We start from the raw sequence: 14,794 nt of genomic DNA on the forward strand, positions 1-14,794 counted from the left end.
CTCCTTATTTCATAAATTTTCGTTTATACAACCGGCGGCCCGCCACCAGGAAAACGCCGAATACGATCAGAGCCGCGCCGATCACGACAATAAAGAAGCGGTTCTGCACCTGAAACATGCGCGTAAAGCTTTTGCGGGTTTCTTCCTGATATTTGTAGTCTTCGCTGACGATGGATGGAGCGTAGTCCGCCTGCAGCCGGTTTCCGTCTATCGTAATCACTCCGTCTTCCGAAGCGATGCGATGGGCGTCCGTACGAACCTCATGACGGCCGTCCCTGTAGTCGGCGAACGGAATTCTCGAATCGATCAGCGTCTGAACGGCCGACGCCAGCTGACGCTCGTCGTCAGTGAAAGCGATCGTGACGGCCGTATCCATCGGGAATGCCGGTATCGCTCCGCCGTACCTTTCCATCCGCCTGAGATCTCTGACCGTCATGCTGTATAAGGCTGAGGAGAACGCCTTGGACGTATCCGCCGGCTCGATCGGAAGAGGCTTCTCGTCCGGGAACAATACTGCGGAGCTGAAGAACCCCATTCCTCCCTCCGCATAAGCCTTGTCATACGACCAATACAGCTCGGCGCCTATGCCGAGCGGGGCCACTTGATACCCGGCAAGGACGGCGATGAAATCCTCCATCCTTTTGCGCAGCAGCTGCCCGCTCCGGCTGACGCCGTCCAGGACGACCGGGGCCTGGATCAGAATAGCGCCGTTGCGCGACTGTACGTACTTGAGCGCTTCGACATACCGTTTCATAGCCGGGTAGTCGGTATTGCTGATCACGGGACGTATGCTGCCCGCAAACGGTATCCCCGCCTCGTACAGCCGGTCGGTGACAGCCTCCAGCAGCTTGAAATCGGAGAACGGGGTAATGTCTTTAATCACCGCATACGTGCGCCCCGCCGTCTCCACCTGCAGCCACCGCTTCAGAACGTGCGCTGCGGCCAGCTCGCTGAGATTGCCTTTCTCCATAAAAGGAAGGTACGTATTCCGCCCTTCGCGGACGCCGTAAGGAAATCGTTCGGCGCTTCCCTCCACGGTGATCGTGCCGTATATTCCGCTCTCCGGTCCCGCAATCAACGTCAAGGGTCCGGGATGGATAGTGGACTGGCTGATTTTGCCCGCTTCCAGCCGGACCGATCGACCGTCCGTCCGCGTCAGGACTCCTTGTCCGATATCCGCGATCCGTCCCGGCAGGTTGCCTCCGATATGCATATACTCGCCCGGATAAGCAGCGAGATCGGTCTTGTAGGCCTCGTTTGCAATATTCAGATCGGCAGCGTTAATCACGGTAATCACTTTCCCGTAAGATTGCATCGTCCCTTGCCGGTAACGGTCCAGACTCATCGTCGTAACCTGTACCCGGTATGCCGCCAGCTGCTGCTGCAAGACCGCCACATTTCCTTCCCGGGACGTGCCTTTCGCCAAGCTGTCGTACAGCAGCAGCACGTTATCCGGCTGACGCTCGGCGGCGGCTGCGGCCGAAGCCGGCTGCCACCGACCCGAGCAGAAGCATACAAGCAGTACCACGGTCAGCAGCAGGCCGGGCTTGAACGCTTTATGGCGCAGCAAACGGCGTCACCCCCTTGCCTCCGGACGCATATGGCGCCTTCCGTGCGATCGTCGCCGGCGCATCGCGGAACAACCTCCGGCTGATCAGATCCGCCGCGATTATATAGGTCACGACGTCAAACGCCGCCGTAAACAGAAATTGGTGCTTCGCCAGATCCGCATCCCCCGCCCCGATAATCGAGACAAGAACGCCAGCCAGCCCGATCAGCATCATCGTCACGATCATGATCAGCCTCTGCGCTTGTCTGAAGTCGCGCGCTCTTACCGCGGCGACGAAGGAAGGCATGTACAGCCCTGTTACGACGGCGATCCAGATGACGATAAAACCGAACGTCTTGGGCGCCAGCTTCATCTTCAGCCAGCTGTACAAGGAGAAAAACGGGGTGTGCGCTCCGAACGGCTTGCCGGCCGAAGCTTCGTAATTGCCCATCGCCTGCGGCCGGATCGAGAACGCGTCCTTGGCCGCTATGTTCAATATCGATCCGAGCTTGTCCGGGTGAGTGGCGTAATACTGCAGAATCGATACGAAGCTGTACTTGCTGTAAAACTGCCGCTCAAGCTCCGCCGAGTTGACGTCGATCGTGGCGAACGGCTCGTAGTAGATCGTTCCTTTGAGCAGCGCATACTGCTCGTCGATATCGAACTTCCTTAGCGTCTCCTCGGGATTCTCCGACTGCATCAGAACGCCGCGGGTCATCGCGTGATACTGGTTGATGTTGACGAACTCCTTGGAGATCATCACATACGTGGCAAGGCCGGTCACGAACATCAGGACGAGCGACCCGGCGGTCCAGATCCGGAACGATTTGCCTTTGCGCATCCACAACAGGCTGATTCCCATCACCGCGACGATTACGCCGACGGGCGCATTCTGCTGCTTCGAGGTCGTGAGAATCAGCGCGCTGACAACGAACAGCGCCAGCATGGCGTAGTCGTTATACCGCCTCCGGTACATCAGCAGCCAGGACGCCGACAGGAGCAGCACCATGACGAACACGATGCTTTCGCCGTAAAACGAATTAAAATACGCCGTGTACCCGGTGTCGCCGAAGATGAATATCGCGATCGCCGCGATGAGGTAGCCGAGCTTCTTCGGCACTCCCCAAGTAATGGCCTCCACCAGCAAGTAGATGGCTGCCGTCAGCAGCAACGTGAAGATCGCTGCCTGAAAACGGATATCGAAAACGACCGGATCAAACAGCAGCTGATTCAGCCCAATCGCGGCTTTAATAAACAAAGTCTGGGACGAGGCGATCGTCGAGCCGTTTTCGTTGAAATATTGAAAGATACCATATTGCTTGACGAAATGCCCGAACCGCAAACCGTCATACCCCGGTTCGCTGAAGTACAGGCCGGTGCTGTAGATGCTTCGGAAAAAGTCTCCGTTATCCGCCATTCCGACGTAGGGAGGGACGAACAAAGCTATTGCCGTTACGAGCAGAACCCCGATGGCGGCTAACGAGGCCGGCGATATATATCGGCCGGCCCGTGCGAGTCCGCTGCGAATCCATTTAGCTATCCCCTTGTCTGTCACCTGGGTTCACCTTCATTTCTTTAATACGAGTAAGCGAGCAGCGCCATCAGGTTATCGAACGAGTACGCTTGATTCGTATGTACGTCTCCAAAGCCCCCGTACAGCGGACTGTCTTGCTGCTTGACCTGAAACGCATTCATCCGCCCGATGCTGTCCAGATACAGCGGATAATCTCCGGTCTCGGAGCCGATCATCGCCGTCAGGGCATAAATCGCGGTCGACCGGATGGAATTGGCCGGTTCGCCTGCTCTCGTATATTGGCCGAACAACGTTCCCGCCTTCACATGCTCCTTCAGGTAGCGGATGCTCGCCGGCTTCGCCTCCTTCACCTCGGCCAGATGCAGAATCGTCAGCAGCGACTCCACCGTGTTGATATTCCCGGAGGAATACGCGCTTCGATCGTAGTGGTACCGGGTTTCATAGAACGGAAACTCGTCGCCTAAATATCCGTCCTGAACGATGGTCTGCATGTTGGACAGCAGCGTCTGCCGGGCTTTGGACGGAGCCGGAAGCAGTTGCAGCGTTCTGAGATCCGCATAACACAACGTGACGAACGAGTTGGTCGTGTTGTACTTCTCGTCATAGAAGTCGTAGAGCCGGCCGTCCTTGACATTGTATTGATAAAACCGTTCCCCGTACCGGTTCGCTTCCTTCGTATACGAACCGTCCCCGAACGCTTGTCCCGCCTCGTAGAGCGCCCGGATCATCCGGAGGTCGTCAACGGCGGCATTCATCGGATAGCTTTTCTGCTGCTTGGGGCTGTACCGGTAGCTGAACCCTTTCTGCAGATCGAAGGTCCGCTTCGCAAGCGCCCACTCGTTGTCGAAAGACGGCTTGTCCTTCGCAAGGACGCTGATTCTCATCCGGAGGGAAGCCGACTCGCTGAGCACTTCGTGCCCGGTCGCCAGTTCCCGGGACTGGTCGGTATCCAGATAGTTGGTGTACACCCCGTGCTCCCCGGCCAGCCGGGTCTGAACAAACGTCTCCAGCTCGCCCCGCTCCTTCTGAACGTTCGCCCGGGCTCCATACGCAGGGTCCTCCGGCAAGGAAAGCTGCGGCGGGGCGGCGGGGCCGCCCGTTTGTTTAACAATCAATAACAGCGTCAACCCTGCGAGAACGCCGATCAGCAGCAAACTCTTTTTTCTCACGGCAGCACTTCCTTACATCCCGCTTCAGCTTCTTACAATAAGATTACTAAAGATATCAATTCCTTACTATTGATTTGAACATAACTTAATGGAATAATAAATGAGCATTATTTACCTACTGGTGTGCCCCCGTCTTTTAACCTGTATGTACCCCTAAAATCATTATATCTAACATCTCTCGACAAAAACTTACACACTTCTTACATTTCATATAAAATTCCTGAAAATCGGTTGTTTTAGCGGTCAAACCTGCGGCAAATGGTAAGGACCCCAAGTCCACGGCAAAGTGGAGGTGTGAGGTCCTTTTTCTATAGAAGAATCGATTCGAAATAAAGCCCGTTGGATTTTGTGCAGTAGCCGGCCAGCCCGATCAAGCGCCGGTTCCGTTAACCGCCTCCATTGTGATCCGCCGGCTCCGTTCCCAGCCGGATATCCGCCGCCTTCCTATGACCCGGCAGCTGCTCGTAGCCGCTCATCTCCCGAATTACCGGCGCCAGTTCCCGAAGCGCTTCCGGGGTCAGCCGCCCGGTCGTCGACACTTTCACCATATCTTTGCACGTGACGCCCGAGAACGCCTTGGCAAACCCGTTCGTCGGCAGCACGGCCGTAATGCCGATCGCATAGTTCCCGGCGGAGAACGGCGTATAGCCGCCGATCAGAACCTCGCCCGCATGGCGGACGAGCTCAATTACGCGCTGCTCCGTCTGCGGTTCGCCTACCACCATCAGATGCTCCGGCGCGAACCCGTTGATACAATCGCAGGCTTCCTCAATCGTTGGCGTGACGACGATGGCTCCTTTCCCGTCCGGACCGAACACCTGCTGCAAATAGCGGCGTCTGTCCTCCGGCATGCCCCCGATACAGATCCCGAGCCGCTCTTCGACCTGACGGGCCAAGGCGGCGGAAGTGGTGACGAGAACGGCGGACGAGTCCGGGCCGTGCTCCGCTTCATTGATCAAGTCGTAAGCGGCTCTCTCCGGATCGGCGCTTCCGTCCGCAATAATCGCGCATTCGGTCGGGCCGAGTCCGAGCGCGGCCTTCTTGCCGTACATCAAGGCCGCACTCATCGCGGCTGCGATCCCCCCGGGACCGGGGCCGAAGATGCCGTCCACCTCGGGCACCGACTCCGTCCCTTGCGCGAATGCGGCGATGATCGCGACGCCGTTGCCGATGATAATCCGGTCCGCTCCCGCCAGCTTGGCAGCGGCTACCGTCCCCGGGTCGCCGGTGCCGTCCTTCAGAGGCGGCATTCCGACTACGATCGTTGGCACTCCGGCGGCTTTGGCGGCAACGACGAGCATGATGGCGGTCGAGAGTAGCGGCCCTTTTCTCGCCGGAATCCAGATTCCGACCGAATCGAGCGGTCGCACGATCTCCCCGACTACGGTACCCGGCCGAATCTCTTTCTCCCAGGAACGGGGCAGCATCTCCGTATTCACCTCGTGCACATGGCGAATCGCCAGTCCGATCGCCGAACGCAGGGAAGGCGGCAATCCGTTTATGCAGGCCTCCGTGTAGGTTGCCGTGAGCTCCAGCCGGTCCAGCTCCACCTGATCGAACTTCCGGGTCGCACTTCTTATGCCCTCGTCCCCGCTCCGGGCCACCTCGTCGAAAATCGCCAGCACTCCCGTCAGCACCTCGCGGTCAAACAGCTTGTTATGCGATCTGAACCGTTCATCCAGCTTTTCCTGATCTTGCGGCAAATTAAAAATCATCGTGGACATCGTAATTTCCTCCCTCGGAGATCGTTTTTTGCGACAAACAAAAAGAGCCATGCAGGTAAAAAAATACCCGCATGACTCTCTCTAGCAAGTCCGCAGGTATAACGCCAATAGGCGCTTGTACCTGCGGACGCGAAGACCGCAATACAAACGCCTAACTGTGATGATGGCTGTGGATATACGATTGGGCTAAGCTTTGGAAGTTAACGTTCATCGGTCTAGCCTCCTCAACAGGTTGGGCTAATTATATAAGGACCGACGGACGTTGTAAAGGCGGCTTTAACAAGTTAAAGGAGTCTTTCATCGGGCGGAAACTTTGGAGCAGGGACTCCGAACCCAATCCTATTCAGCGTTTCTTGCGAAAAACCGTCCAGTTGTAGCCAAGCGGGTCTATAAACGCCAAGGCCGGTCCAGCTCTACCTAGTCCTTATTCCGCGTAATACATAAAACCGATCGCCCCGGGTCCCGTATGCGCCGTGATAACAGGGGTAGCCGGACAGATTCGGACGGGCACGCTCGTAATCAGCTCGATCTTCTGGCGCAGCTTCTCCGCGATCGACATGTTGTCGGCGTGCGAGATCCCGATCCCCCGGATCACTTTACCTTTCGTATCCTCTTCAAAATGGTCCATCAGCGTTTTGACGACATGAGAGAACGACCTTACTCTCGCAACCGGAGTGACTACGCCGTTCTGCAGTCTGGATATCGGCTTAATATTCAGCAGCGTGCCGATCCAGCCGGTCGCTTTGCCGATTCTGCCGCCCTTGACCAAATACTCGAGCGTATCGACCACTACGAACAGTGTCGTCCGTTCGAGAACATGCTTCAGCCGGTCCACGATCGACGACACCGCAAGCCCTTCGTCCGCCATTCGCGCAGCCTCTATCACCTGAAAGCCGAGCGCTTGCGAGATCATCTGGGAATCGACTACCTGCACATGACTGGTTGTCATCTCCGCAGCCATGCAGGCCGCCTGGTACGTCCCGCTCATCCCGCTGGACATATGAACGGACAAGATCAGATCCCCGTCCGCGCCGAGCCGGTTATACGATTCCAAAAAAACTCCGACCGCAGGCTGCGACGTTTTCGGCAATTCCTTCGCTTCCCTCATCCGGTCTATGAACGAAAGCGGCGATATCGTGACATTGTCCAAGTAACTCTCTCCGTCAATATCCACCTGCAGAGGAATGACCTCGATCCGAAATTGCTCGAGCAGTTCCTTGGGCAAATCTGTCGTGGAATCGGTAACAATTTTAATCGTATGCATGAATCTCTCCCGTTCGTCGCGTTGTCGAATGCATTGTCGTTTCTTGTCGTTCCCCCGATAAACGATTACAAAAGTACTGCGTGCTTCCTCCTATTATATGTCGCCGGACTAGCAGAACACAAAGGGTATGAAACGTTTCCCCCAAGGTTAAAATATGCCAGATCGAAACCGGATATTTCGCTGCGGGGAGATCATTACACTCCTTTCAATTTTACTCCCACTATATAGTAAATATTAGCTACTATTAGTAATTTTTCGACATTTTTATCACCCTTTATAATCCATATATGGAGTTAAAAACAGAGTATACGTTTATGCCCTTTAGCCAGAAAAGGGCTTCGAGGGCAATCATTACAACGATTACTACGTTTCACTTTAGCGCGTTAGCGGGGTTAAACTTTCCTTTTCGCCAAAAAAGGAATATGTCTTATTTTGTCGAAGTATGTAGGTGGTTTTCTTCATCACACAACGCATCTTGGAGGTCACATCATGAAAACAAGATTCACCCCGATTCTGCTCGCCGTCCTGCTCGCAATGGTCGGCATCCTTTCCGCCTGCGGCAGCAAAGACAAAAGCCAGGGATCGGAAAGCCCGGCCGCAGCCGCTCCCGTTACACTGGATATCGGCATGCTGAAGCTGACCAGCTCGGCGCCGCTGTTTATTGCTATGGAGAAAGGGTTCTTCGCAGAAGAAGGCATTACGGTTAACGCCAAATGGTTTGACGCGGCTCAGCCGATCGCCGTAGCGACCGCATCCGGAAGCGTCGATGTCGGTGCGACGGGCATTACCGCCAGCTTGTACAACATGATCGCAGGCGGACAGAAGCTGCTGATCGTGGCCGATAAAGGAAGGGAGCAGCCCGGCTATTCCTCTTCCGCTTTACTCGTTCACAGCGATTCCGGAATCAAGTCGGTCGCCGAGCTGAAAGGCAAAAAAATCGGCATTACGCAAACCGGCTCCACGTTCCACTATATGGCCGGACGCCTGCTGGAAAAGCACGGCCTGTCGCTTAGCGATGTCGAGCTCGTGCCGCTCGGCAAAGTAAGCGCCATGATGGAAACGCTGCAGAGCAAGCAGGTGGACGCCGTCCTGTTGAACGAGCCGAATATTACTGCGGTCGTCAAAGAAGGCTACGGCAAAGTCATTTCTCAGATCGGCGACGAGATGGAATACCAGACTTCCGGTATTTTCTTCTCTCCGAAGCTGGCTGACAACCGCGACGCTGCCATTCGTTTTATGAAAGTATATATCAAAGCAGCGAATTACTATTACGACGCCGTTCTGGTAAAGAAGGACGGAAAGCTTGTACCGGGCGCCAACTACGATGAGGTCATCGACGTCATCGCCAAATATACGGACCAGCCGAAAGACAACATCAAGCTCGGCCTTCCTTACATGGACCGGGACGGGAAGCTGCTGACCGAAGACATTAAAACCCAGCTCGACTGGTATGCGGCCAACAAGATGGTTCAAGGCTCTATCGACCCTGCCAAAATCGTCAACAACGAGTTTCTGGAAGAAGCATTAAAAGCCGTAAGGAAGTGAGAAACGCATGAGAGTCGTGATCGACGGAGTTACCAAAACATTTCGGGACAAAAAGGGCCGTGAGGTCACCGCTCTGAGCAAGATCGACTTCGCGATTCACCAGGAGGAATTCGTCGTCCTGGTCGGCCCGAGCGGCTGCGGCAAGTCCACGCTGCTGAATATCGTAGGGGGCCTGCTGTCACCGACCGAAGGCAGCGTTTATTTCGAAGGCTTGTCCGCCGAGCAGAGCGACCCGCGGCTTGGCATCGTCTTTCAGGAGATCGCCTTGTTCCCTTGGCGCACCGTGTATGAGAACGTCGTATACGGGCTGCAGGAGCTCGGCATGAGCAAGACGGATATGAAGGAAAAAGGTCAGCACTATATCGATATGGTCGGACTGACCGGCTTCGAGCAAGCGTACCCGAAGCAGCTGTCCGGCGGGATGCGCCAGCGTGCCGGGATCGCCAGGGCGCTGGCCATCGAGCCGAATCTGCTGCTGATGGACGAGCCGTTCTCCGCCCTGGACGCGCAGACCCGGACGCTGATGCAGGAAGAGCTGCTCACGATCTGGAACCGGACGAAGCAAAGCACTTTATACGTAACTCATAATATTCAGGAAGCCGTCTATCTGGCGGACCGCGTCATCGTACTGTCCCGCCATCCCGGCGCCATCAAAGAGATCATTCCGATTGATATGCCCAAAATCGGACGGGACAACGAACAGCTGCGCAACCGGTTCGACGACTACGTCAAGCAGATCTGGAACCTGATCCGGCACGACGCCCAGGACGCGCTTAAGGAGGTTTAAACCGGTGGCGGACATTAGCAAGAAACATATCAAAAACCGGGTCGCATTTCTCGAAGCGAAAGTGCCGGGCTACGCCTCGGTGATCGGAATCGCCGCGCTGCTGCTGATCTGGGAGCTTGTCTGCCGGCTCGGCTGGGTATCTCCCCTGTTCCTGCCTTCGCCGACGAGCATTCTGGCGGCCGGCTGGGAGCTGCTTTCGAAGGGCGAGCTGCTGCAGGGCATCGGAACGAGCTTGTACCGGATCGTGCTCGGTTATGTGCTGGGCGCGTCGGTCGGGATCATGATCGGGCTCGCGCTCGGCTTTTCCCGCTGGGCGGAGGCGCTCGGCACTCCGATTCTGTACTCGCTGTACCCGATTCCGAAAATCGCCCTGCTGCCGCTGATCGTGTTATGGCTCGGCATCGGCGAGCTGCCGAAAGTGACGATTATCGCGCTGGGCGTCTTCTTCCCGGTTGTGATCAACACGTATTCCGGCGTAAAAAATGTCGACCCCGCGCTCATCAAAGCGGCCGTCAGCTTCGGCTCGGGGCATATGAGCGTCATCCGCAAGGTGTTGCTGCCGGGCTCGCTGCCCGTTATTTTCGCAGGCTTGAAGCTGGCCGCCGGCACCTCGCTCCTGCTGCTGGTCGCTGCGGAGATGATCGCCGCCAGCCAGGGGATCGGTTCGATGATTCTTCACTACGGCAACCTGATGATCACGACCAAGCTGATGGTCGGCGTCGTTGTGCTGTCGCTGCTCGGCCTGCTGTTCAACCGTGGCCTGCAATGGCTGGAGAACCGTCTGCTTCCTTGGAAGTAATCGGCCGCCTCGAAATTCGTATCTGCATGACAAAAGCCCGAACGGAGACAAGCTGTCCTCCGTCCGGGCTTTGTTGTTCGGTCCGGCTGCTGGCGAATCGTTCGTTCCGTTACAGCTGAGCTTGGACCGCCCGCTTCAAGGCCAGCATATAACCGGCGTGAGTCGCTTCATGCCCGATGCTGAAGATGAGCGCTTCCTTCAGCGTCGCCAATTGCTTAAACGGTACGGTTAGTGGCTCGTCCAGCCGACCCTCCAGCCGCTCGCGGATACGATCGGGCTGTTGTTGAAGCAAACGTTTCAAGGTCGGAATATCCGGCGGCGCCGTCTGCCAGTCTGCGGGCTTCGTTCCATTCAGGAACAAGCTCATCAGCTCCTCCGGAAGCTCCAGCTTCTCTCCGATCAGCCGGTACGCGAGCCTCTCCTGTGTCGTCACAATATGTCCCAGATGCCAGCGGATATTGTTGTTGAACCCGTGCGGCACTACATCCGCGAACGATTCCGCCAGCTCTCCCGCGATCTCGAGCGTACGGCTACGGTTTAAGGCGATCTGATTGAAAATGACTGCTTCCATCCGTCTGTTCCCTCCTGCTAATTACTCTGTCGGTATGAGGAGAGTATACCTTACTGCTATTTAGAAATAAACACGTTATGGATGCTTGGCTCCAAACCGCCGCATGGCTCGGGCAGCTACCCAGCTTGTACCGGCTTGTGCTGTCTTGTACTGGCGCCACCCGCTCCACCACTGTTCCCCCTCCTCCTACTTCCACTCCCGCCCGAACCGCTGCTCATTTTTACTCCTTGACAATAGTTCTATATACAACTATTATATATACAATTAAAATAAAAATGGAAATACAAGGATGAATATAGGATGAGCAGCACTCGCCAAGGCGGTTTTTTACTTTCGAAGGTCCATCAAATCTCGGGCCGCGTATTCGCCAAAAAACTGAAGCAATACCGCATCACCGACATTAATCCGGCTCAGGGACGCATTCTGTTCGCGTTATGGCAAAAAGACGACATCCCGATCCAGGAGCTCGCCAAACGGACCTCCCTAGGCAAATCAACGCTGACGCGCATGCTGGACAAGCTCGAGGAAAGCGGCCATCTGATCCGGGTATTTCCGGAAGACGACCGCCGGAAAGTATTAATCCGGCTGACGGACGAGAACAAACGGATGAAGCAAGCCTACGAGGACGTATCGGCCGAGATGACCGGCTTGTATTACGAAGGATTTTCGGAGGCGGAGATCGACTTATTCGAAGATTACCTCTTGCGTATTTTTCACAATCTCGAGAACAACGAAGCCGAATCTTAAACACCGGAGGATGATTCCATTATGAGCGGCAGCGCGATCGATAAAGGCATGGAGGCGGCTAACCGGCTCGTCGCAGACGGACTAACCCCCTTAAGCGCGGAAGAAGGCATACGGAAAGCGCAGGACCTGCTGTCCCTCTCCGAGATCGCCATGGTCGGTTCGAATGGCGGGGACGGACACCCCCATATTAAGGCGATGTTCAAAATCCGGGCAGACGGGCTGCGTCACGTCTATTTCAGTACCAACACGTCCTCCAGAAGGGTGAGCCAGTTTAGGCAAGATCCGAAATCGTGCCTTTATTTCTTTGACCCGGACGTTTTTTGCGGCCTGATGTTAAGCGGTACGATGGAGATCGCGGACGACCCGGAGCTGAAGCAGCAGCTGTGGCGCCAAGGCTGGAAGGCTTACTACCCGCAAGGAGTGACCGACCCCGACTATACAATTCTGCAATTTACGGCGAGCTGGGGCAATGTGTATCAAGGGCTGCAAAATGTAAGCTTCCCGATTACATAACTTGTGTGATATGGAGGATGTCCGTCTATGACAAGAAAACAGTGGGATTTGACCGGCGAGATCGGCGATTTCGATTATGCGGAAGCCGGAGCTCGTCCGGGGACATGGGCAGGCCGGGAGGCGACGTATCTGGAAGGCTTTCATACGATACCCGTGCTGCTTCGCGACGAGATTTCCTTCGATAGCTACCGGATCGAAGCCGAGGTCGCTTCTCCCGGCCCGTACGGATTTATCGGCCTAGCTTTCGGCGCGCGCGATATCGGTAATTACGAATTGGTGTACATCTCGCCGGGTCAGGAGACGAGCCCGGGAGACATCCAATACGACCCGATTATGAACGGCTCCAGCACTTGGCAAATTTATCAGGGCCCCGCCTATCAGGCGTTCGCTCCGTTCCCGGCGGGCGAATGGATTCGCTTCGCCTTGGAGGTACAGCCTCACGGCGTCTCCGTGTACGTTAACGAGACGGATTCTCCCCAGCTCGTCATCACGAACCTTCAGCACGGCCGCGCTGCCGGCCGGGTCGGCTTCTGGGGCAACTTCCCCGGCTATATCCGGAACTTCACCGTCGAGGAAATCCGGCTTCAGCCACTCGCAAGAACGGAGACGGATATCGGGCGGCTCGCCGGGGACTCCTATATCACCGAATGGTCCGTATCCGAGCCCTATCTGCCCCCTGCGGACGGAGACGGGACTTACGAAGGAGCCTGGACGACGCACCGGGTCGAGGAGAACGGCTGTCTGAACCTCAACCGGCTGTATGCCGCCGGGGAGAAAGGCACCGCCGTTCAGGCGAAATGCTCGTTTACGCTGCCGGAAGCGGCGGAATCGGTGTTGTCCTTCGGCTTCAGCGACGGGGTCCGGCTGTGGGTTAACGACGCGCTGGTGTATGAAGGCGTTTCGCTGTGGGACCCTCCCGGCAGCGACGGACGGATTCGGGCCGATCAGACGGTTCCGGTCAAATGGCGGGCAGGCGTCAACACGGTTCGCACCGAAGTGACCAATCAGGAATGTATGTTCGGCTGGGGGCTGGCGGTGAAGACGGGACTCCCTCCTGTCCGCTTCACTCCCTAACAGACGAGTGCGAGACAGAATGGATCTTGGGATGGCAATTTATTCGTAGAAAGGACGAGTCCTTATGCCGCGTTTGGCCGTTGAAGATCTGGACGTATTTTACGAGAAGATGGGGATTGGAGATCCGGTCCTTTTCCTGCACAGCGGGTATTCCAGAGGCATTCTTGCGTTCGCCAGCCAGATGCTCGATTTCCAGAAGACGTATACGTGCTACTTCCCCGACTTCCGCGGTCACGGAAGAACCCGGTGCCGCAGTCTGGAATGGAGCACGCCCCAGCTCGCCGAAGATATCGACCGGCTCATGGACAAGCTGGAGCTCCCGCGCGCCCATGTGATCGGCTACTCCCTGGGAGGAAGCGTCGGCCTGTATTTGGCCGTTCAGGCGCCGCACCGGATCGCTACGCTGACTACGATCGGACAAGCCGGCTTTGCCGATCCGACAGGCGCCGACGAGTTCGAGCCGGAGTGGCTTGCGGACAACAACCGAACGGATACGATCCGGCAGATGACCGAGCGGCATCAGGAAGCGCACCGAGGCGACTGGCAGCAATTTATGCGCGTAAGCGCCCGGGATTGGCGGCTCTATCCGCAGCTGTCGGAGGAGCAGCTGCGCGGCATCCGCTGCCCAGCTCTGTTCATCGCCGGAGAGCACGACTCTTTTGCGACCGAAGAAAAGCTGCGAAGGCTGAGCACGCTCGTACCCGATTCGCAATATAAGGTTATCCCGGGCGGCAGCCACAGGCCGCATATGCTGCGGGAAAGCCCGGTGCTGGTGAACGATCTGATGCTCGACTTCCTGCAGCGCCACCCCATGTAAGGCGGGCATCAGTCATCCCTCCGCCTGGGCCAGGCCCGTGAGCGTGGGGGACGGGGACCCGAATAGGCGCAGGGAGGGACGGGTACGGGGTGGGCCGAAGATCAGGCTGTCCCAACAGTCATTTTGCGAATTTTCGAGCCCCGCTTGAAGCCGGTTTCCCTTAAGAATAAGGACCTCTATCTCCGACTTACCGTGGAATATGAGGTCCTTTCGTTTTCGAAACAGGGACGTTTCTGTTTCCTGCGAACCCGTTTGGGACAGCCCCGGCCACCGTTACCTGACGTTCGTCTGACACAGACCACGCAACCGCCTTTCCGCACCGCGCGAGCTCCCGGCGCACGATGATCGGCATCGCATGACGATGGTCCCCCCCATGCTTATCCCGCAAGAGAGACTTGCCGGCACATAAGAGCGATCTGTATCTCTTATTTCCTTAATATCGGGATACCGGCGAGGAATAAGAGCGATTTGTAAGACTGTCGATTCATTGTGTAGAAGTGATAGCAGGCCGTTCCAAGTAAAAAGTTACCTTCTTCTGCTCAAACAGGTTGTCCGGAATCCCTTGATTGAATAAGGATTGTAAGGTAGGGGATTCCAGACAAAACTCGCCATGTAATCTTTTCCCTTTCCACTTGGTTGTCCACATTGAATCGACAGCCTCATTTGTGACTCTTATTCTCACCGTTTCCGCTGAAAACCCG

13 protein-coding genes are annotated in these 14,794 nt (G+C 56.3%); 7 read left to right on the plus strand and 6 right to left on the minus strand.

Features of this window, described 5'->3' with window-relative positions; translation table 11 throughout:
• Positions 1–4 precede the first annotated feature (4 nt).
• The 5 genes from AC3Y2E_RS19195 to AC3Y2E_RS19215 form a co-directional block, all read right to left on the minus strand.
• A complete protein-coding gene (locus tag AC3Y2E_RS19195; protein WP_379213147.1) occupies positions 5–1,570 on the minus strand; it encodes a hypothetical protein in 1,566 nt (521 codons plus the stop codon).
• On the minus strand, positions 1,557–3,104 hold the full coding sequence (gene wsfD / locus AC3Y2E_RS19200; protein ID WP_379213149.1) for a glycan biosynthesis hexose transferase WsfD: 1,548 nt from the start codon (positions 3,102–3,104) through the stop codon (positions 1,557–1,559). Before wsfD ends, AC3Y2E_RS19195 begins: the two co-directional genes overlap by 14 nt.
• 20 nt (positions 3,105–3,124) lie before the next feature.
• Positions 3,125–4,252, minus strand: a complete 1,128-nt coding sequence (locus AC3Y2E_RS19205; protein ID WP_379213151.1) for a hypothetical protein — start codon at positions 4,250–4,252, stop codon at positions 3,125–3,127.
• Between the two features lie 386 nt (positions 4,253–4,638).
• A complete protein-coding gene (hisD, locus tag AC3Y2E_RS19210) occupies positions 4,639–5,976 on the minus strand; it encodes a histidinol dehydrogenase (protein ID WP_379213153.1) in 1,338 nt (445 codons plus the stop codon).
• Between the two features lie 424 nt (positions 5,977–6,400).
• Positions 6,401–7,240: a DegV family protein gene (locus AC3Y2E_RS19215; RefSeq protein ID WP_379213156.1), complete on the minus strand. Its 840-nt coding sequence runs from the start codon at positions 7,238–7,240 to the stop codon at positions 6,401–6,403.
• A gap of 489 nt (positions 7,241–7,729) precedes the next feature.
• Between AC3Y2E_RS19215 and AC3Y2E_RS19220 the strand changes: the two genes are divergently transcribed.
• Genes AC3Y2E_RS19220 through AC3Y2E_RS19230 form a run of 3 tightly spaced genes read left to right on the plus strand, consistent with a single transcriptional unit; the run spans position 7,730 to position 10,371 of the window.
• The gene (locus AC3Y2E_RS19220) at positions 7,730–8,785 is read left to right on the plus strand and encodes an ABC transporter substrate-binding protein (RefSeq protein ID WP_379213158.1); all 1,056 of its coding nucleotides are present in this window, start codon (positions 7,730–7,732) and stop codon (positions 8,783–8,785) included.
• 7 nt (positions 8,786–8,792) lie between these two features.
• Positions 8,793–9,572, plus strand: a complete 780-nt coding sequence (locus AC3Y2E_RS19225) for an ABC transporter ATP-binding protein (RefSeq protein ID WP_379213160.1) — start codon at positions 8,793–8,795, stop codon at positions 9,570–9,572.
• A 4-nt stretch (positions 9,573–9,576) separates the two neighbouring features.
• Positions 9,577–10,371, plus strand: coding sequence for an ABC transporter permease (locus tag AC3Y2E_RS19230; protein WP_379213162.1), 795 nt, complete (start codon positions 9,577–9,579; stop codon positions 10,369–10,371).
• A 109-nt stretch (positions 10,372–10,480) separates the two neighbouring features.
• Here the strand turns inward: AC3Y2E_RS19230 and AC3Y2E_RS19235 are convergent, their stop codons facing one another.
• A complete protein-coding gene (locus tag AC3Y2E_RS19235) occupies positions 10,481–10,942 on the minus strand; it encodes a DinB family protein (RefSeq protein WP_379213164.1) in 462 nt (153 codons plus the stop codon).
• A 300-nt stretch (positions 10,943–11,242) separates the two neighbouring features.
• On the opposite strand from AC3Y2E_RS19235, the gene AC3Y2E_RS19240 reads away from it, so the two are divergent.
• The 4 genes from AC3Y2E_RS19240 (at position 11,243) to AC3Y2E_RS19255 (ending at position 14,093) form a co-directional block, all read left to right on the plus strand.
• A complete protein-coding gene (locus AC3Y2E_RS19240) occupies positions 11,243–11,689 on the plus strand; it encodes a MarR family winged helix-turn-helix transcriptional regulator (RefSeq protein ID WP_379213166.1) in 447 nt (148 codons plus the stop codon).
• Between the two features lie 21 nt (positions 11,690–11,710).
• Complete coding sequence (locus AC3Y2E_RS19245) at positions 11,711–12,202, plus strand: pyridoxamine 5'-phosphate oxidase family protein (protein WP_379213168.1); 492 nt, start codon at positions 11,711–11,713, stop codon at positions 12,200–12,202.
• Between the two features lie 27 nt (positions 12,203–12,229).
• The gene (locus tag AC3Y2E_RS19250) at positions 12,230–13,276 is read left to right on the plus strand and encodes a hypothetical protein (RefSeq protein ID WP_379213170.1); all 1,047 of its coding nucleotides are present in this window, start codon (positions 12,230–12,232) and stop codon (positions 13,274–13,276) included.
• 64 nt (positions 13,277–13,340) lie between these two features.
• Positions 13,341–14,093 carry an alpha/beta fold hydrolase gene (locus AC3Y2E_RS19255; RefSeq protein WP_379213172.1) on the plus strand — a complete coding sequence of 251 codons (753 nt, stop codon included), beginning with the start codon at positions 13,341–13,343 and terminating at the stop codon, positions 14,091–14,093.
• Positions 14,094–14,794 lie beyond the last annotated feature (701 nt).

The sequence above is a fragment of the Paenibacillus sp. MAH-35 genome, assembly GCF_058135425.1.